Annotated in this window: 16 protein-coding genes; 11 read left to right on the forward strand and 5 right to left on the reverse strand. The window is 63.5% G+C overall.

What is annotated here, in order from left to right; genetic code table 11:
• Positions 1-65: 65 nt before the first annotated feature.
• On the forward strand, positions 66-1,070 hold the full coding sequence (locus EN859_RS04040; RefSeq protein ID WP_127851636.1) for a L,D-transpeptidase: 1,005 nt from the start codon (positions 66-68) through the stop codon (positions 1,068-1,070).
• 37 nt (positions 1,071-1,107) lie between these two features.
• Here EN859_RS04040 and EN859_RS04045 read toward each other — a convergent pair whose 3' ends face one another.
• Positions 1,108-2,649, reverse strand: coding sequence for a helicase HerA-like C-terminal domain-containing protein (locus EN859_RS04045; RefSeq protein ID WP_127851637.1), 1,542 nt, complete (start codon positions 2,647-2,649; stop codon positions 1,108-1,110).
• Between the two features lie 299 nt (positions 2,650-2,948).
• Between EN859_RS04045 and EN859_RS04050 the strand changes: the two genes are divergently transcribed.
• The 4 genes from EN859_RS04050 to EN859_RS04065 all read left to right on the forward strand — a co-directional run bounded on the left by EN859_RS04050 (position 2,949) and on the right by EN859_RS04065 (position 7,196).
• Positions 2,949-4,391 (forward strand): methylmalonyl-CoA mutase subunit beta, encoded by a 1,443-nt coding sequence (locus tag EN859_RS04050; RefSeq protein WP_127851638.1) that lies wholly within the window; start codon positions 2,949-2,951, stop codon positions 4,389-4,391.
• The gene (gene scpA, locus EN859_RS04055; RefSeq protein ID WP_127851639.1) at positions 4,388-6,511 is read left to right on the forward strand and encodes a methylmalonyl-CoA mutase; all 2,124 of its coding nucleotides are present in this window, start codon (positions 4,388-4,390) and stop codon (positions 6,509-6,511) included. The genes EN859_RS04050 and scpA overlap by 4 nt, the downstream gene beginning before the upstream one ends.
• 71 nt (positions 6,512-6,582) lie before the next feature.
• A complete protein-coding gene (locus tag EN859_RS04060) occupies positions 6,583-6,813 on the forward strand; it encodes an AbrB/MazE/SpoVT family DNA-binding domain-containing protein (RefSeq protein ID WP_127851640.1) in 231 nt (76 codons plus the stop codon).
• The gene (locus tag EN859_RS04065) at positions 6,810-7,196 is read left to right on the forward strand and encodes a type II toxin-antitoxin system death-on-curing family toxin (RefSeq protein ID WP_127851641.1); all 387 of its coding nucleotides are present in this window, start codon (positions 6,810-6,812) and stop codon (positions 7,194-7,196) included. The genes EN859_RS04060 and EN859_RS04065 overlap by 4 nt, the downstream gene beginning before the upstream one ends.
• Here the strand turns inward: EN859_RS04065 and greA are convergent.
• Together greA and EN859_RS04075 are read right to left on the reverse strand one after the other, a co-directional pair.
• Positions 7,193-7,666, reverse strand: coding sequence for a transcription elongation factor GreA (gene greA / locus EN859_RS04070; RefSeq protein WP_127851642.1), 474 nt, complete (start codon positions 7,664-7,666; stop codon positions 7,193-7,195). The genes EN859_RS04065 and greA overlap by 4 nt on opposite strands.
• Positions 7,667-7,808: 142 nt before the next feature.
• Complete coding sequence (locus tag EN859_RS04075; protein ID WP_127851643.1) at positions 7,809-8,684, reverse strand: class I SAM-dependent methyltransferase; 876 nt, start codon at positions 8,682-8,684, stop codon at positions 7,809-7,811.
• Between the two features lie 65 nt (positions 8,685-8,749).
• On the opposite strand from EN859_RS04075, the gene EN859_RS04080 reads away from it, so the two are divergent.
• Positions 8,750-9,430 carry a TetR/AcrR family transcriptional regulator gene (locus tag EN859_RS04080; RefSeq protein WP_127851644.1) on the forward strand — a complete coding sequence of 227 codons (681 nt, stop codon included), beginning with the start codon at positions 8,750-8,752 and terminating at the stop codon, positions 9,428-9,430.
• Between the two features lie 151 nt (positions 9,431-9,581).
• Positions 9,582-10,958 (forward strand): TIGR03808 family TAT-translocated repetitive protein, encoded by a 1,377-nt coding sequence (locus EN859_RS04085; protein WP_127851645.1) that lies wholly within the window; start codon positions 9,582-9,584, stop codon positions 10,956-10,958.
• Here the strand turns inward: EN859_RS04085 and EN859_RS04090 are convergent.
• Both EN859_RS04090 and EN859_RS04095 read right to left on the reverse strand, forming a co-directional pair.
• A complete protein-coding gene (locus EN859_RS04090; protein WP_127851646.1) occupies positions 10,951-11,955 on the reverse strand; it encodes an asparaginase in 1,005 nt (334 codons plus the stop codon). The genes EN859_RS04085 and EN859_RS04090 overlap by 8 nt on opposite strands.
• 27 nt (positions 11,956-11,982) lie before the next feature.
• Positions 11,983-13,149: an acetyl-CoA acetyltransferase gene (locus tag EN859_RS04095; RefSeq protein ID WP_127851647.1), complete on the reverse strand. Its 1,167-nt coding sequence runs from the start codon at positions 13,147-13,149 to the stop codon at positions 11,983-11,985.
• 223 nt (positions 13,150-13,372) lie between these two features.
• On the opposite strand from EN859_RS04095, the gene betI reads away from it, so the two are divergent.
• From betI to betA, 4 genes are read left to right on the forward strand one after another with little or no spacing between them, the layout of a single operon-like run.
• Positions 13,373-13,963, forward strand: a complete 591-nt coding sequence (gene betI / locus EN859_RS04100; RefSeq protein WP_127851648.1) for a transcriptional regulator BetI — start codon at positions 13,373-13,375, stop codon at positions 13,961-13,963.
• Entirely contained in the window at positions 13,960-15,489 is a 1,530-nt protein-coding gene (gene betC, locus EN859_RS04105; RefSeq protein ID WP_127851649.1) for a choline-sulfatase, read from the forward strand. The genes betI and betC overlap by 4 nt, the downstream gene beginning before the upstream one ends.
• Positions 15,486-16,490, forward strand: a complete 1,005-nt coding sequence (locus EN859_RS04110; protein ID WP_189501682.1) for a threonine/serine dehydratase — start codon at positions 15,486-15,488, stop codon at positions 16,488-16,490. The genes betC and EN859_RS04110 overlap by 4 nt, the downstream gene beginning before the upstream one ends.
• The gene (betA, locus tag EN859_RS04115) at positions 16,483-18,135 is read left to right on the forward strand and encodes a choline dehydrogenase (RefSeq protein WP_127851651.1); all 1,653 of its coding nucleotides are present in this window, start codon (positions 16,483-16,485) and stop codon (positions 18,133-18,135) included. Before EN859_RS04110 ends, betA begins: the two co-directional genes overlap by 8 nt.
• Position 18,136: the final 1 nt, after the last annotated feature.

Below are 18,136 nucleotides of genomic sequence, written 5' to 3' on the forward strand. Positions count from 1 at the left end.
GGAACCAGATGGGCCGTACCGCGTCATAGAAGCAGGTTCCTGTTGCAGTCCAGAGAGTGACCTCGATGATCAGGCTCCTTCTTGTCGTCGCCGCGGTGCTCGCCCTCGCGTGCGGCGGTGCGGAGGCAGCCAAGCCGGACCTCACCGCCGTCAATCAGGCTCAATTCGCCGCCGGCGAACCAAAGGGCGTCGATCTGACCGTTCTGAAGGCGCAGATTCTTTTGGATCGCGCCCGCTTCTCGCCGGGCCTGATCGACGGGCGCCTTTCAGAGAACTTCACCAAGGCGGTCAGCGCATTTCAGACGGCGAACGGATTGCCGTCCGATGGCAAGCTCACTCGGGAGACCTGGGACAGACTGATGACGACCTCCGCCGGTCCAGTCCTGGTGACCTATGAGGTGACGCGCAAGGATGTGCGCGGACCCTTCACCAAGCGCATTCCGGCTCGCATGGAGAGGATGGCCCGTCTGCGGCGGCTCGGCTATCGCAACGCGGTGGAGAAGCTGGCGGAGCGCTTCCATATCAGCGAACAATTGCTCAGAAGGCTCAATCCGGGCACCAGCTTCAGGAGAGCCGGCACGACCTTGGTGGTGCCTGATGTTGGCCGCGGCGATCCTGCCGTCGCCACTGCCGGCGTCGAGGTGGACAAGGGCGCTCGCGTGGTGCGCGTGCTCGATCCTGCCGGCAAATGGCTCGCGGTCTACCCCGCGTCGATCGGGAGCGACGAGAAGCCGGCGCCGAGCGGCATGGCGGAGGTCAAACGCGTGGTGCACAACCCTACCTATCACTATGATCCGGACTTCGCTTTCAAGGGAGTCAGGACCAAGCGGCCCTTCACCATCGCTGCCGGGCCGAACAATCCCGTGGGAACGGTCTGGATCGACCTCTCTATCGAAAGCTACGGCATCCACGGCACGCCCGAACCCCGCAAGATCGGCACGACCTTCTCGCACGGCTGCATCCGGCTGACCAACTGGGATGCCGAAGACCTCGCCTCTATGGTGCAGAAGGGTGCGAAAGTTAACTTCAAGGACGAGATGGCCGACACTGGCGACGAGCGGTCCCAGTAGCGCAATTCCGGGTGCCCACCTTTGGGCCCGATGCTCTTCACCGCCCCCTGGCGAGGCTTCCCAGGATGCCGCGAACGATCGCCCGCCCCACCGACGAGCCGACCGAGCGCACCACCGATTTGATCGCCGCCTCGGCCACCGTCTGGCGATTGGACGGCCGCGGTGCCGGCGCGCGCCTGCCGGTGGACTGAGGCTCCGGATCGTCGTTGCCGAAGCCGGGTATGGTCCAGCGCGAGCGGCCGCTCTCCTGCTGCTGCGCTTCCGCCTCCTGGGCGTCCTTGGCCTTCTTCTGCAGCATCTCGAAGGCCGAGTCGCGATCGACGGTCTGGTCGTACTGGCCGGCGACCGGGCTCTCCGCGATCAGCTTGCGGCGCTCGTCGGGTGTGATCGGGCCAAGTCGTGACGATGGCGGCCGGATCAGTGTCCTCTGCACCATGGACGGCACACCCTTGGCCTCCAGTGTCGAGACCAGGGCCTCGCCTGTGCCGAGCTGGGTGATCGCGGTGGCGCAGTCGAAGTCGGGATTGGGCCGGAACGTATCGGCGGCCGTCTTGACCGCCTTCTGCTCGCGCGGCGTGTAGGCGCGCAAGGCATGCTGGACCCGGTTGCCGAGTTGGGCCAGCACGGTTTCCGGAATATCCAGCGGATTTTGGGTGACGAAATAGACGCCAACACCCTTCGAGCGGATCAGGCGGACGACCTGTTCGACCCGGTCGACCAGCACCTTCGGCGCATCCTCGAACAGAAGGTGCGCCTCGTCGAAGAAGAAGACCAGCTTCGGCTTGTCGGGATCGCCGACTTCGGGCAGTTCCTCAAACAGTTCCGACATCAGCCAAAGCAGGAACGTCGCATAGAGCCGGGGATTCATCATCAGCTTGTCGGCGGCGAGCACGCTGATGGCGCCGCGCCCGTCGCGGGTGGTGCGCATGATGTCTGATATCCGCAACGCCGGCTCGCCGAAGAAATGCGCCGCTCCCTGCTGCTCCAGGACCAGCAGCGTGCGCTGGATCGCGCCGACGGAAGGCTTCGTCACATTGCCATAGCGGGCGCCGATTTCCTCGGCGCGGTCGGCGACGTTGGCGAGCAGCGCCTGAAGGTCCTTCATGTCGAGCAACAGCAGGCCTTCCTCGTCGGCGATGCGGAAGACGATGTTCATGATGCCTTCCTGCGCCTCGGAAAGGTTCATCAGCCGCGACAAAAGCAGCGGCCCCATTTCAGACACTGTGGCGCGAATCGGATGGCCCTGCTCGCCGAACAGGTCCCAGAAGATGACCGGGAATTCCTGGAAATCATAGGGATCGAGCTTGACCTGGTCGGCCCGCTTGACCAGGAAATCCTGTGCCGTGCCCATCATGGCGATGCCGGACAGATCGCCCTTGATGTCGGCGCAGAAGACGGGAACGCCGGCATTGGAGAAGCCTTCCGCCAGTATCTGCAAGGTCACTGTCTTGCCGGTGCCGGTAGCGCCGGTGACAAGGCCGTGGCGATTGCCATATTGCAGCAAAAGCTGTTCGGCGCGCTGGTAGCTGTCGTCGGGCTTGCGGCTGGCACCGATGAAAATACTCAAGTCATCCGCCATACGTCCGGTCTCCGCAAAACTTGATCAGTCGAAAGCCCTGATCCATTGAAGAAAAGGAGCCTTGCAGCAGGTATAGTCAGGCCTTTGTGCAGCGACAATGGCCATCGCCGAAAATGAGCTTTTGGAGCTTGCGGATTTTGCGCATGTTTGGCAATCGGTTGATGGTTCAGGTCGCGGCTGGACGCGGATGCCGACGATGTGGACCAGAGTCCGAAATGCACATTGCATTGTGATATCGGGACGGGAACCGTAGACTGACATATTCCAGGCTGGTGCGGCCGATAGAACGAGGAAAGCGGATGGGCGCCGGTGCCTTGACCCAGGATGCTGAACTTGCGAATGCTGACCGGCAGCGGTGGCTGGCGCTTGCGGAAAAGGCGTTGGCCGGCGGATCCTTCGAGGAAAAGCTCGTATCCCACACCGACGATGGCATCCGCATCGAACCGCTCTACGATCGGTCGGCGACGGCAGAGCCCCTGGTGCGGGCAAACCCAAGATCGCCATGGATCGTCAGCCAGCGTGTCGACGACCCGGACGTCGACCGCGCCAAAGCCCAGGCGCTCGAAGACGTGGCCCAAGGCGCGACCGGATTGTCGCTTGTCTTCGAAGGCGCGCCGAATGCGTTCGGTTACGGCCTGCCGAGGACGGCCGAGGCGCTGGAAACGGTTCTCGACGGCGTGCCGCTCAACCGCGTCCAGGTTCGAATCGACGCTCACCCCTGGAGCCGTGCCGTGGCCGACTGGCTGGTGGCGTTCCTGACCAGACGCCGGTCCGACCCGGCAAAGCTCAACCTCTCCTTCGGCATCGATCCGGCAGCGATATTTGCCGGAACCGGCCGGTTGCGCATGTCGATTGAGGCGCTGCAGGCATCGATGCCGCAATCTCTGGCGCATTTCTTCTCGATGGGCGTGCCCGGCGTGCTGCTCGAGGCGGACGGGCGGGTGTTCCACAATGCCGGCGCCACCGAGGCGCAAGAGCTTGGCACCATGCTGGCTTCGGCGGTCTCCTATCTCAGGATGTTCGAGCAGGCGCGCCAGCCGCTCGTCTATGCGGCACCACATATCGGCTTTGCGCTCAGCGTCGACCAGGACCAGCTCGTATCGATGGCCAAGGTCAGGGCATTGCGCAGGCTGTGGGCGCGGATCCAGGAGGCCTGCTCGATCCCGGCCTCTGCGGCCAACATCCATGCCGAAACGTCGTTCCGCATGATGACGACGATGGATCCGGAGACAAACATCCTGCGCACCGCGATCGCCGGTTTCGCGGCTGCGGCCGGCGGCGCGGATTCGATCTCCATCCTGCCGCATACCATCGCGCATGGCTTGCCGGCGGGCTTTGCCCGCCGCGTCGCCCGCAACGCGCAACTGATCATGGCCAGCGAAAGCCATATCGATCATGTCGCCGATCCTGCGTGCGGCTCGGGCGCCGTCGAGGCGCTGACAGCGGAATTCTGCGCGGCCGCCTGGGAAGAGTTCCAGCGGATCGAGGCGGAAGGCGGCGTGCTGTCGAGCCTGCAGCAAGGCCATATCCAGAAACGGGTGCAGGCGGCTTCCGCCCGCCGCAACGCCGCCTATCAGGCGGGCGAACGGGCCATAGTCGGCACGACGCTTCATCCGTCGAAGACCGAGCGTCCGGTCGAGACGCTGGCGGCGGAGCGGCGGCCCGCCTTCACCGAAGGCGTGGCGGTCTGCGAGCCGCTGTTTCCGATCCGCATCGATCAGTCGATCGGAGCCACGTCATGATCCCGGATTTCAGCCAGATCGGCTGGTCGGCGCCACGCCGTGCGCCGGTCGAGGTCAGGGGCCAGCGGATGACGCCGGAAGGCATCGCCGTCAAGCACCTCTACACCCAAGGCGACCTCAAGGGGCTGCCGCATCTCGACACCTTTCCGGGCCTGCCGCCCTTCGTGCGTGGTCCCTACCCGACCATGTATGTCCAGCAGCCGTGGACGATCCGGCAATATGCGGGCTTCTCGACCGCGGAAGAATCCAACGCCTTCTACCAGCGCAACCTCGCAGCCGGCCAGAAAGGCCTGTCGGTCGCCTTCGATCTCGCCACGCATCGCGGCTATGACAGCGACCATCCGCGCGTTGCCGGCGATGTCGGCATGGCCGGCGTCGCAATCGATTCCATCCTCGACATGCGCCAGCTGTTCGACGGCATCCCGCTCGGCGATATGACGGTGTCGATGACCATGAACGGCGCCGTGCTGCCGATCCTGGCGCTGTACATCGTGGCGGCGGAGGAACAGGGCGTTGCGCAGAAGGATCTCGCCGGGACCATTCAGAACGACATTCTGAAAGAGTTCATGGTGCGCAACACCTACATCTATCCGCCAAAACCTTCGATGCGGATCGTGTCGGACATTTTTTCCTACACCTCGCGCAACATGCCGAAGTTTAATTCAATCTCGATCTCCGGCTATCACATGCAGGAGGCGGGTGCGACGGCGGACCTCGAGCTCGCCTATACCATCGCCGACGGCATCGAATATGCTCGCGCCGGCGTCGCGGCTGGCCTCGACATCGACCGCTTTGCGCCGCGCCTCTCGTTCTTCTGGGCGATCGGCATGAACCTCTTCATGGAAGTTGCCAAGCTGAGGGCAGCGCGCCTGCTGTGGTCGAGCCTGATGCAGAAGAATTTTTCGCCGAAGGACGAACGCTCGCTGTCGCTGCGCACCCACTGCCAGACCTCGGGCTGGTCGCTGACGGCGCAGGACCCCTACAACAACATCATTCGCACCATGATCGAGGCGATGGCGGCGACGCAAGGGCATACGCAGTCATTGCACACCAACTCGTTCGACGAAGCGATGGCGCTGCCGACCGACCACTCGGCCCGCATCGCCCGCAATACGCAGCTCATCCTGCAGAAGGAAGCCGGCACCACGCGCATCATCGACCCGTGGGGCGGCTCCGCCTATCTCGAACGGCTCACGCATGATCTCGCGGCACGCGCGCTTGCCCACATCGAGGAGGTCGAAAGCCTCGGCGGCATGGCCGCGGCAATCGAAAAAGGCGTACCGAAGCTGCGCATCGAGGAGGCCGCCGCACGGACGCAGGCGCGCATCGATTCAGGCGAGCAGATCGTGGTCGGCGTCAACGCCCATCGTCCCGGCACGGATATCGAAGTCGACGTGCTGAAGATCGACAATGCCGAGGTCAGGGCCCGGCAATTGTCGAAGCTGCAGCGGCTGAAAGGCACGCGCGATGTCGGGGCGGTCGAAAGCGCGCTCGATGCGCTGACCCGCGCCGCGCAGAGCGGCGAGAATCTGCTGGAATTCGCCATCCGCGCCGCGCGCGCCAATGCGACGGTCGGCGAGATCTCCCTCGCCCTGGAAAAGGTCTTCGGCCGCCATCTCGCCTCGGTGCAGACGCTTTCCGGCGTCTATCGCAATGCGCTGGGCGATAATCCAGTGGTCGACCGGCTGCAGGACAAGATCGCAGCATTCGAGGAGAAGTCCGGCGGCAAGCCGCGCATTCTTGTGGCCAAGATGGGACAGGATGGCCATGACCGTGGGCAGAAGGTCATCGCCACGGCCTTTACCGATCTCGGCTTCGACGTCACTGTCGGGCCGATGTTCCAGACGCCGGAAGAGATCGCGAAACTTGCCGTCGAGCATGACGTGCATATCATCGGCGCCTCGTCGCTGGCGGCGGGACATCTGACGCTCATTCCCGAGCTCAGGGACGCGCTGAAGAAGCTCGGCCGCGACGAGATGCTGATCGTGGCCGGCGGCGTCATCCCACCGCAGGATTATGACGCAGTGCGGCAGGCCGGCGCGGCGGAAATCTTCCCGCCAGGCACGGTTATTCCCGAAGCGGCCGACCGGTTGATGGACCGGCTGCTGCAGGCCGGCTGAGCCTGTTATAATCCCTGTTGCAACGACCGACAGCTCGAGTTATAATCGACGTTGCAACGAGGACTGAACTCATGAACACGACCATTCGCAAGATCGGCAATTCCGAAGGCGTCATCCTGCCCAAGGAAATCCTCGACCGATTGAACCTGAAGGCGGGCGACAGCATCGTCATCGTCCAGGAGGGTGATGAGCTTCGCCTGCGCCGTACTGAGGATACGGCGGAGGAGTTCGAGCGCAAGATGAAGGTCGCGCGCGAGCGGATGAAGAAGTACGAGGTTGCCTACCGCGCGCTCGCAAAATGACCGAGTATCATTCGAGGGAATTCGTGGAGGCGCTTCACGCCGAGCAGCTGCGCCTTCACGGCGGAGCAGCGGGTGTCCGCGACGAAGGAATGCTGGAGTCGGCGCTTTATCGACCGCAACAGCGGGAGATCTATGGCGAGCCTGATCTCTGCCAACTGGCGTCCGCCTATCTTTTCGGCATCGCCAAGAACCATCCATTTGTCGACGGCAACGAGCGTACCGCTTTTGCCGCAGCCGATCTGTTTCTTTATTTCAACGGGCTCAGTGTCGAGGCCGAGCAGGCGGATATCATTCAACTGGTCATGATGGTCGCCGCCGGCGAGATCGACGAAGTGGGTGCTGCGGCATTCTTCCGCGACCATGTCGTCAAGATCGAGGATTAGCCGGTAGCGAGCTTGACGATTTCCCACTCCTTGCCATTGACCACGGCAATCTCGCCGACCTTCTTGCCAAACAGGGCCATGGCCATCGGCGAGACGTGGGAAATCGTTCCCTTGGCCGGATTGGCTTCATCCTCGCCGACGATCTTCCAGTGCACCTTCCTGCCATCATCGCTTTCCAGCGTGACGCCCATGCCGAAGCGAACCATTTCGCTGCCGGGTTCCGGCACGGAAAGCTCAGCACTTTCACGCCGCGCGGTCCAGTAGCGCAGATCGCGCGAGATGAGCGCGATGCGCTCGCGGTCGGCTCGCCTCTCCGCTCTGGCCAGTTCATCGCGCAGAGCGGCCAATTCCGCCTCGATCATCGCCAAGCCGCGCTCGGTCACCAGATTACGGTGCGGGCTGGTCGGCCGCTCGCCGATACCGGCGATGGCGTTTTCGCTGTCTTCTTCGCGGGTGAAGGCCCTGCTCATTTATCGAACTTAGGCTTGGAATGACGACTCCACAAGCCATTGCTGAAGAAGCTGGCGGTGAAAATCTGATGCTCAGTAACCCGAGGTTAGACAGCCGCTTGGGGTGGGTGGAAAGCGACCCCTTGGGAATGCCTTGGCGTACCTATCGCGCTTCGAGGGCCGTAAGGCTAAGGTCCGGTTGCGCAACCAGGTAGCGGAGCCCCTTGGTTCCGACGTCCCCTCGCTCAACGATATTGAAGCCACGCCGGCGGAGATCCGCTGCAACTCTGTCCAAATCGACGTGACCATGCCGGTGGAACCGGAAGGTGCTCTTCTGGCGCGGCGGTTTTGCAAAATCGACGATAAGCACGCGACCGCCCGGCTTCAGCACGCGTAAGGCTTCTCTGCCGAATTCCTCGCGGCCCTTCTTTGGGAGATGGTGGAACATCAGCGTGCTGAGGATGACATCAAATTCCCCATCCTTGAAAGGCAGTTCCTGTGCGGTGGCGGTCGAGAACCCGACTTGTAACCCGGCTCGCCGGGCCTTTGCCGTCGCGCGCTTAACCATTTCGGCGGAGGCGTCGACGCCATCCACGCGCCCCTCCGGCCCCACCTTTCGTCTGGCGAGGAGCGCGGTGGTGCCGGTGCCGCACCCGACATCCAGGACCACTTCCCCCGGTTTCAGCTTCGCGAAGCTTAATATCGTTTCGCGAAAAGCACGTTCGCGACCGAAGGTCAGAAGCCAGACCAGCGTATCGTACAGGGCGGCGGAATGAAGCGTTATGCCGACATGCGGCGCCTTCTCCCTGGCGGCCGGTCTGTGGGTCTTGGCGGACAACCGCCCGTGAGCGCTTTGCCATATCAATAGGCTTACGATTACGACGAGTGCGCCGGCATGAAACAGAAAGACGGGAATCCCCAAGGAAAAGAGCGCATTTACCTGCCCCAGCGACAGAAATGCCACAAGCACCACGGCCACTTTGACGACCGCGACTAGCGCATGCCCTCCAAGTATTGTTCCGAAAAGGCGTTGGTGCATTGCTTCATCTCCTGCCAGCGGTCTCGCGCTGAGCCTTCCCGCAGGAGCATACGATACTGGACAGTGTGTCCAGTATCGGTTTTACTGGCCACATCTCACCAGCGTGCCCGATACTGGACGGTTTGGTGTCCTATGACCGAAAAAGGATGTTGCTGATGCCAGCCGGACCGATCGACCGTCGGGTCGCCAGGACCCGCAGCCGACTGCAGCAGGCGCTTTTCAGACTGACCGCAGAGAAAGGGTATACGGCGATCACGGTCGAGGACATCTGCAGGGAAGCCGATGTCGGCCGCTCGACTTTCTACACGCACTATTCCGACAAGGACTGCTTGAGGAAGGCAACGATCGACGAGCATATGAAGAGCTTGCAGGCGCGCAGTGCCGAACGCCATTCGCAGAGAAATGCCAAGGGCTTTTCCTTCAGCGGTCCGATGTTCGAGCACGCGCATGCCATGCGGGAGATGCACCGTGTGCTGATGGGCGGGAAAAAGCGCGAAATGCCAGAAGAGATCCGCAGCTGGATAAGCGGGCAGGTTCGCCATGAATTGACGAATATCCAGGGTGATGAAGGCGGAGCCAGACTTGAGATCGCCACACGCTTCATCGTTGGTGCGTTCTTTGAAGTGACGCACTGGTGGCTTGAGAAGGATACGAAGCTTTCCCCCGCGGAGATCGACCGGATGTTCCTGCAACTTGCCTTCAACGGGGTGAATGCGGTGCTCGCCGGCCCGACGAGGATCGAATAGAAGCCAAAAAGGCTTCGTTTGATCGTCCACAGAGGGTCGCAAGGCGTATTCCGTGTTGGGGCACCAAGCGTCAGATTTTCACCACCAGCTTGACCGGGCCGGTCTGGCACGATTCCTGCGACTTGGCGGCTGAACGCCAGGACCTGTGCCGATGTTGAACAGACGAAAGCTGCTTGCCCAGACCGCCGGCTTTGCCGTCATGGGCCTTTCGCTCGGCAAGGCAGCAGCGAAAAGCCTGCCCGGCATCGAGAATGCCTCGATGCGCGGCTCGATCAATGCGACCGAGCTCGGCGTACAGCCTGGCGCGCTCGACGACCAGAGCAAGGCCTTCGCCAGGCTGCTGCGCGATGCGAGCGATCGCGACATGCCGGTATTCCTGCCGCCGGGCACCTATGTCGTGTCCAACCTGTCGCTGCCCGGCCGTATCAGACTTTCCGGAGTGCCGGGCGCGTCGCGGATCGTCTATGGTGGCAATGGTCACTTGCTCATGGCGGAACAGGCCGAGCACATCGAATTCACCGGGCTGGTGTTCGACGGCAGCAACCGCTGGATGGCCGATTACGCACAAGGCCTGCTCGACCTGCGCCGCGTCGGCCACCTTGTCGTCGACAATTGCCAGATCACCGGCAGCGGCAAGAACGGGCTGGCGCTCGAACATGCCTCAGGCCGTGTCGAGCGCTCGGAGATTTCGGGCGCCGCCGATGCCGGCATCTATTCGGTCGAGGCCGGAGGCCTGGCGATATCAGGCAACACCGTGTCAGACTGCGCCAATGGCGGCATCCTCGTGCATCGCTGGCAAGCGGACGAAGACGGCACCATCGTGAGCGGCAACCGCGTCGAGCGCATCCAGGCACGCAGCGGCGGAACCGGCCAGAACGGCAACGGCATCAATGCGTTCCGCGCCGGCAACGTCGTCATCTCGGGCAATATCGTCTCGGATTGCGCGTTTTCGGCGATCCGCGCCAACAGCGCCAGCAATCTGCAGGTCACCGGCAACACCTGCTCGCGCTCGGGCGAAACGGCGCTCTATTCCGAATTCTCCTTCGAAGGCGCGATCATCAGTAACAATATCGTTGAGGGCGCCGCCAACGGCATCTCGATCGTCAATTTCAACGAGGGCGGCCGCATGGGGGTGTGCTCCGGCAACATCGTGCGCAACCTGTCGACCAGCGGCCCCTACCCGGCCGATGCGCCCGGCTTCGGCGTCGGCATCAGCGTCGAGGCTGACACCACCGTTTCCGGCAATGTTGTCGAGAATGCGCCGCTCTACGGCATGCAGATCGGCTGGGGCCCCTATATGCGCAATGTGATCGCGACCGCGAACATCATCCGCAAGGCCGGGACCGGCATCGTCGTCACCGTGGTCGAAGGGGCCGGAACGGCGGTCATTTCCGACAACGTCATCGACGGGGCGCAAAACGGCGCGATCATCGGCCAGCGCTGGGCCGAGCCGATAACCGGCGACCTTGCTGCATCAGGCAATGCCGGTTATGCGCATCTGACCGTCGAACGCAATCACGTCAGCTGAAGGCGGCTGTCGGCCGGAGGGCGCCGACCTTGGCGCCGATCCGGCTTTCGATGGCAGGGTTTGTTTGTTCGATCAGTTTCGCCGCCAGTGCGGTGTCCGATCGCAGAAGCTTGGCCAGTACGGCGGCAATCATGACCTCGGCGGCGCGGCCAGCGCCGTCATCGCACTTGAGCGCAATGCCGAGGCCAAGCTCCGGCAATGCCGCGCAATAGACGCCTTCGGCCCCGGTCTTGACGAAAATCCGGCCGGGTGCGGCTTGCATCAGCGCAACATCCGCCCTGCCCGTGCCGGCGACCAGGAAAGGCTCGGCCATGCAGGCAGCGAGCAGTCGTCTTGCCGCCTTGGTGCGTACCGGTTCGAAGCCGACGCCGGTCGCCATGCGGGCAAAGCCGAGCGCAAAACTGCGCAGCGGCACGGCATAGGTCGGGATCGAGCAGCCATCGGTGCCGCAACGGTCGACGTCATGAGCGGCGCCGGTAACCGCCTGCATGGCGTCGCGCACCATCTCCTGCAAGGCATGGCTGGCCTTGACGTAGCCGCGATGCGCGATTCCGGCGTGGACGCAGGTGCAGAGGAAACCCGAATGCTTGCCCGAACAATTGTTGTGCAGCGCATTCGGCGCGCCGCCGGCGCGAGCGAGTGCGATCGTCGCTTCATGGCTCGACGGCCAATGCGCGCCGCACTCCAGCGCGGTCTTGTCGAGGCCGGCCTTTGCCAGCATCGCCTGCGCCAGTTCGACATGCGCCAGTTCGCCGGAATGCGAGGCGCAGGCAAGCGCCAGTTCCCGGTCGCCGAAGCCAAACGCTTCGCCAGCACCGCTTTCGACCAGCGGCAGCGCCTGTATCGCCTTGACCGCGGAGCGCGGGAACACCGGCCGTGCCGTATCGCCGAGCTCCCAGAGCGCCTTGCCGTCGGCGTCGAAGACCGCGACGGCGCCGCGATGAGCGCTCTCGACGACCGCGCCGCGCAAAACCTCGACCAGAACCGGATTTGTCATCAAATCACCCGCAAATGCGGGGTGCTTTTATCTGATCCGGTCGAGAATGGAAACGTAGTTGGCGACCGCGGCACCGCCCATGTTGAAGATGCCGCCGAGCCTGGCGCCAGGCACCTGGATGCCGCCGGCTTCGCCGACAAGCTGCATGGCGGTCAATACATGCATGGAGACGCCTGTAGCGCCGATCGGATGGCCCTTGGCCTTCAGCCCGCCGGAGGGATTAACCGGCAGCCGTCCGTCCTTCGCGGTCTCACCGTCGAGCGCCAGTCTTGCGCCCTCGCCCGGCTTCGCCAGACCCATGGCCTCATATTCGATCAGCTCGGCGATGGTGAAACAGTCATGCGTTTCGACGAAGGACAGGTCGTCGAGCGACACGCCGGCCTTCTTCAGCGCCTGGTTCCAGGCCTGCTCGCAGCCTTCGAAGGCCAGGATGTCGCGCTTCGACATCGGCAGGAAATCCTGCACATGCTCGTTGGCGCGGAAAGCGACGGCGCGGCGCATCTTCAGCGCCGTCGCCGTGTCGGCCAGGACAAGGGCAGCGGCGCCGTCCGAAACCAGCGAACAGTCGGTGCGCTTCAACGGACCGGCAACGAAGGGGTTCTTCTCGCTCTCGTGGCGGCAGAACTCATAGCCGAAATCCTTGCGCATCTGCGCATAGGGATTGTCGACGCCGTTCTTGTGGTTCTTGGCGGCGATCATCGCCAGTGCATCCGACTGGTCGCCGTAGCGCTGGAAATAGGCTTGCGCGATCTTGCCGAAGACGCCGGCAAAGCCCGCCGGCGTGTCGCCCTCTTCGGGCAAATACGAAGCCTTGAGCAGGTTCTTGCCGATCTCGGGGCCGGGTGTCGTCGTCATCTGCTCGGCGCCGACCACCAGCACGATACGGGCGGCGTTGGCGTCGATGGCGCGGATGCCTTGCCTGACTGCCGCTGAACCGGTGGCGCAGGCATTCTCGACGCGGGTCGCCGGCTTGAAACGCAGCCGGTCGTCGGCCTGCAGGACCAGGCTTGCGGTGAAATCCTGCGGGGAAAAGCCGGCGTTGAAATGGCCGAGCACGATCTCGTCGACCTCGTCCGGACCGATGCCGGCATGATCGAGCGCCTCGCTGGCCACCTTGGTGATCAGGCTCTCCAGCGTCTCGCCTTCGAGCTTGCCGAAGCGTGAATGCGCCCAGCCGACGATGCATGCTGTCATGGCTATCTCCATCCTGCGGGCCGGGCTACGTGATGTCGCGGCACGCTGTCACATTGTTCAAGTATGAACCGTTCCGCCGACTTCGTGAAGGGGGCCAGAGCCACACAATCGCTTGATCTTGATATCTGGTCACTGCGCCTGAGCATTGCCACCAAATCGGGCTGGATTTTTGTTGATTGATCCGTCAATAAAAAATAACCTTGCCGCAAAGGCCGGAGCAAGAATGCCGAAAGTCGGAATGGAACCGTTGCGCCGCAGGGCGCTGATCGACGCGACGATCTCGGCGATCGGCGAGCGCGGCTCCCTGGATGTGACCATGTCGGAAATCGCCGGGCGCGCCGGCGTGTCCTCGGCACTTGCCCATCACTATTTCGGCGCCAAGGACGAGCTGCTGCTGGCGACGATGCGACACATACTGGCCGAGCTGACCGCCGACACGCGCCGCGCCCTTCGCTCGTCCAGCACGGCGCGCCAACGCGTCTCGGCGGTGGTCGCCGTCAACTTCTCCGACGCCCAGTTCCAACCGGAGACGATCGCCGCCTGGCTCGCCTTCTATGTCGAGGCGCAGAAATCGTCGGCGCTGCGCCGGCTGCTCAAGGTCTATGCGCGACGCCTGCATTCCAATCTGTTGAGCGGGCTGACCGGCATCCTGCCAAGAGTCGATGCCGACCGCGTCGCCGAAGCGACGGCGGCGCTGATCGACGGGCTCTATATCCGACGCGCACTGAAGGAAGGCGTGCCCGACGCCGCGACCGCGATCGCACTGATCGAGGACTATCTCGAAACGAAACTCAGCGGGCGGAGCGTGCCGTGACGTCCAAACGACCCAACTTCCTGATCGTCATGGTCGATCAACTCAACGGCACCTTGTTTCCGGACGGGCCGGCGGACTTCCTGCACGCGCCGCATCTGAAGGTGCTGGCCGCGCACGCAGCGCGCTTCAAAAACAACTACACCGCCTCGCCGCTCTGCGCGCCGGGCCGTGCCGCGTTCATGAGCGGCCAGTTGCCGTCGCGGACCGAGGTCTATGACAACGCCGCCGAATTCGTCTCGTCGATCCCGACCTACGCGCATCATCTGCGTGCCGCCGGCTACCACACTTGCCTCTCCGGCAAGATGCATTTCGTCGGGCCCGACCAGCTGCATGGTTTCGAGGAGCGACTGACCACCGATATCTATCCGGCCGATTTCGGCTGGACGCCGGACTATCGCAAGCCCGGGGAGCGGATCGACTGGTGGTACCATAATCTCGGCTCGGTGAGCGGTGCCGGCGTCGCCGAGATTACCAACCAGATGGAGTATGACGACGAGGTCGCTTTCCATGCGGTGCAGAAGCTTTATGATTTCGCCCGCGTCTCCGATGATGCTTCGCGCCGGCCTTGGTGCCTGACCGTTTCCTTCACCCATCCGCACGACCCTTATGTCGCCCGGCGACGCTATTGGGATCTCTACGAAAACTGCCCGGCGCTCGAGCCCGAGGTTGGTTTCATTCCCCGCGACAAGCAGGACCCGCATTCGCAGCGGCTCTACCGGGCCAGCGACTATGACAGCTTCGACGTCACGCCGGATGAGATCCGCCGCGCGCGGCGCGGCTATTTCGCCAACATCTCCTATCTCGACGACAAGGTCGGCGAATTGCTGTCTGTGCTGGAACGCACGCGGATGCTCGACGACACGATCATCCTGTTCTGCTCCGACCACGGCGACATGCTCGGCGAGCGCGGCCTGTGGTTCAAGATGTGCTTCTTCGAAGGCTCGGCGCGGGTGCCGCTGATGATCGCCGGCAAGGGCATTCCATCAAGTCTCATCGACGCGCCGGTCTCCAATCTCGATGTCACGCCGACGCTTTGCGACCTGGCCGGCATAGATATGAGCGCCATTGCGCCATGGACCGACGGCCAGTCGCTGCTGCCGCTGCTCGAAGGCAAGACGCGCTCGGCGCCGGTGCTGATGGAATATGCAGCCGAAGGCTCCAACGCGCCGATGGTGGCGATGCGCGAGGGCCGCTATAAATTCGTCCATTGCGAGATCGATCCGCCGCTGCTCTTCGATCTTGAAGCCGACCCGCAGGAATTGACCAATCTCGCTGCCGACCCGGCACATGCGGATCTGGTGGCTGCGTTCACCGACAAGGTCCGGGCACGTTGGGACATGACTGCCTTCGACGCTGCCGTGCGTTCCAGCCAGGCGCGCCGCTGGGTGGTCTATCCGGCGCTGCGCAACGGCACCCACTACCCCTGGGAGTTCCAGCCGCTGCAGAAGGCCTCTGAGCGCTACATGCGCAATCACATGAATCTCGACGTGCTCGAAGAGCAGAAGCGCTTTCCGCGAGGCGAATGATGACAGACATCCTCGTTCCCTCGCTCGACCACCTCAAGCAGGCCTATGCCGTCACCTCCCGGGCGACGCAGGTCACGCCGCTGCTGGAATCTGCCGCGCTCGCCAGGGAGACCGGCGCCGCCCGGGTCTTCGTCAAGCCGGAGTCGCTGCAGTGGGCCGGGTCCTTCAAAGTGCGCGGCGCCTATTGGCGGCTGACCCGGCTTTCGCCTGACGAAGCCAAAAAGGGCGTCGTCGCCTACTCCTCCGGCAATTTCGCGCAAGGGCTGGCCGCCGCCGGCCAGGCGCTCGGCATTCCCGTCACCATCGTCATGCCGATCGATGCGCCGGCCGCCAAGCGTGAGGCCACATCAGGTTACGGCGCGCGCGTCGTGCTGACCGACCATGGCGAGCGGGCGCGAGAGGAAGTCGCCGCCGCAAAGGCGCGCGAGATCGCCCAGAGCGAAGGCCTGGCGCTGCTGCACCCGTTCGACGACCCGGAAATCGTCGCCGGCCAGGCCGGCGCCGGCCTTGAGGCGCTCGACCAGCTCGCGGCCAAGGATGCCGAAGTCGACCTGCTGTTCTGCTCGGTCGGCGGTGGCGGACTGATCGGCGGCGTTTCGCTCGCCTTCCACTATCTGTCGCCCGCTACCCAGATCATCGGCGTCGAGCCGGAAGGATTTGACGGTATGGGCTCGTCGCTGGCGCATGGCGCAATCGAAACCATGCCGATCGGTCCGAAGTCGATCTGCGACGGGCTGATGTCGCGACGGCCGGGCGATGCGCCGTTCGCGGCGGTCAAGGCGGCCGGCGTTCGCGGCGTCACCGTCGACGATGCTTCAGTGCGCCGCGCCATGCGCATCGCCTTCGAGCGGATGAAGCTGGTGCTCGAACCGTCGGGCGCTGCATCGCTGGCGGCGCTGCTCGGCGGCACGGTGGATGTGGCTGATAAGACCGTGCTCGTGGTGGCAACCGGCGGCAATGTCTCGCTCGCCGATTTCATGGCGCATATGAACCATGCTTGAAGCGGATTTCATCATCATCGGCTCCGGCTCGGCCGGCTCGGCCATGGCCTACCGGCTGTCGGAGGACGGCAAGCATTCGGTGATCGTCATCGAATTTGGCGGCAGCGATATCGGGCCGCTGATCCAGATGCCGTCGGCGCTGTCGATCCCGCTCAACATGAGCCTCTACGACTGGGGCTTTGCCAGCGAGCCGGAGCCGCATCTCGGCGGCCGCGTGCTGGCGACGCCGCGCGGCAAGGTCATCGGCGGCTCGTCCTCGATCAACGGCATGGTCTATGTGCGCGGCCATGCCCGCGACTTCGACCACTGGGCCGAACAGGGAGCCGCCGGCTGGAGCTTTGCCGACGTGCTTCCCTATTTCAAGCGAATGGAAGACAGCAATGGCGGCGAGAATGGCTGGCGCGGGCATGGCGGCCCGCTGCATGTGCAGCGTGGCTCGCGAACCAATCCGCTCTACGGCGCCTTCGTCGAGGCAGGCCGCCAGGCCGGCTTCGAGCTGACCGACGATTATAACGGCGCGAAGCAGGAAGGCTTCGGACCGATGGAGCAGACCATCCGCGGCGGCCGTCGCTGGTCGGCTGCGAGCGCGTATCTCAGACCAGCGCTCAGGCGGAAAAACGTGAGTCTCGTCAAGGGTTTCGCCAGGCGGGTGATCATCGAGAATCAACGCGCTATCGGCGTCGAGATCGAAGCTAACAAACAGATTCAGGTCGTTAAGGCGCGACGCGAGGTGATCGTTGCCGCCTCCTCGATCAATTCACCGAAGATCCTGATGCTGTCCGGCATCGGCCCAGCCCAGCATCTCAGGGAGTTCGGCATTCCTGTGGTGGCCAACCGGCCTGGCGTCGGCGAGAACCTGCAGGACCATATGGAGCTCTACATCCAGCAGGAATCGACAAAACCGATCACGCTGAATTCGGTGCTGAACCCGTTCTCGAAAGCCATGATCGGGGCGCAGTGGCTGTTCTTCAAGTCGGGCCTTGGCGCGACCAACCATTTCGAGGCCGCCGCCTTCGTGCGCTCGCGCGCCGGCGTCGACTATCCAGACATTCAGTATCATTTCATCCCGGCAGCGGTTCGCTATGACGGTAAGGCGGCGGCGAAGGCGCATGGCTTCCAGGCGCATGTCGGACCGATGCGCTCGAAGTCGCGCGGCTCGGTGACGCTGCGTACGCCCGATCCCAAATCGAAGCCGGTGATCCGCTTCAACTACATGTCGCATCCGGACGACTGGACGGAGTTCCGCCACTGCATAAGGCTGACCCGCGAGATCTTCGGCCAGGCGGCATTTGATGCTTATCGCGGCAAGGAAATCTCGCCGGGCTCGCATGTCCAGTCGGACGAGGATCTCGACGCCTTCATCCGCGATCATGCCGAAAGCGCCTACCACCCTTGCGGTACCTGCAGGATCGGCCGCGCCGACGATCAAATGAGCGTCGTCGATCCGGAATGCCGTGTCATCGGCATCGAAGGATTGCGGGTCGCCGACTCCTCGATCTTCCCGCGCGTCACCAACGGCAACCTCAACGCGCCGTCGATCATGACCGGTGAAAAGGCCGCCGACCACATTCTCGGCCGCTCGCCGCTGGCGCCGTCCAACCAGGAACCATGGATCAATCCGCGCTGGCAGGTGTCGGACAGATAGG

Origin of the sequence: Mesorhizobium sp. M00.F.Ca.ET.216.01.1.1, from assembly GCF_004010325.2 — a bacterium.
Taxonomy (GTDB): Bacteria; Pseudomonadota; Alphaproteobacteria; order Rhizobiales; family Rhizobiaceae; genus Mesorhizobium.

Bases quoted from the DNA above. Each gene is read 5' to 3' on its own strand.
- EN859_RS04075 (WP_127851643.1), bottom strand. From the start codon at position 8,684: ATGCACCAACGCCTTTTCGGAACAATACTTGGAGGGCATGCGCTAGTC.
- betA (WP_127851651.1), top strand. From the start codon at position 16,483: ATGCTTGAAGCGGATTTCATCATCATCGGCTCCGGCTCGGCCGGCTCG.
- EN859_RS04050 (WP_127851638.1), top strand. From the start codon at position 2,949: ATGGGCGCCGGTGCCTTGACCCAGGATGCTGAACTTGCGAATGCTGAC.
- EN859_RS04040 (WP_127851636.1), top strand. From the start codon at position 66: ATGATCAGGCTCCTTCTTGTCGTCGCCGCGGTGCTCGCCCTCGCGTGC.
- EN859_RS04110 (WP_189501682.1), top strand. From the start codon at position 15,486: ATGATGACAGACATCCTCGTTCCCTCGCTCGACCACCTCAAGCAGGCC.
- EN859_RS04060 (WP_127851640.1), top strand. From the start codon at position 6,583: ATGAACACGACCATTCGCAAGATCGGCAATTCCGAAGGCGTCATCCTG.
- EN859_RS04045 (WP_127851637.1), bottom strand. From the start codon at position 2,649: ATGGCGGATGACTTGAGTATTTTCATCGGTGCCAGCCGCAAGCCCGAC.
- EN859_RS04065 (WP_127851641.1), top strand. From the start codon at position 6,810: ATGACCGAGTATCATTCGAGGGAATTCGTGGAGGCGCTTCACGCCGAG.
- greA (WP_127851642.1), bottom strand. From the start codon at position 7,666: ATGAGCAGGGCCTTCACCCGCGAAGAAGACAGCGAAAACGCCATCGCC.
- EN859_RS04090 (WP_127851646.1), bottom strand. From the start codon at position 11,955: ATGACAAATCCGGTTCTGGTCGAGGTTTTGCGCGGCGCGGTCGTCGAG.
- EN859_RS04085 (WP_127851645.1), top strand. From the start codon at position 9,582: ATGTTGAACAGACGAAAGCTGCTTGCCCAGACCGCCGGCTTTGCCGTC.
- betI (WP_127851648.1), top strand. From the start codon at position 13,373: ATGCCGAAAGTCGGAATGGAACCGTTGCGCCGCAGGGCGCTGATCGAC.
- scpA (WP_127851639.1), top strand. From the start codon at position 4,388: ATGATCCCGGATTTCAGCCAGATCGGCTGGTCGGCGCCACGCCGTGCG.
- EN859_RS04095 (WP_127851647.1), bottom strand. From the start codon at position 13,149: ATGACAGCATGCATCGTCGGCTGGGCGCATTCACGCTTCGGCAAGCTC.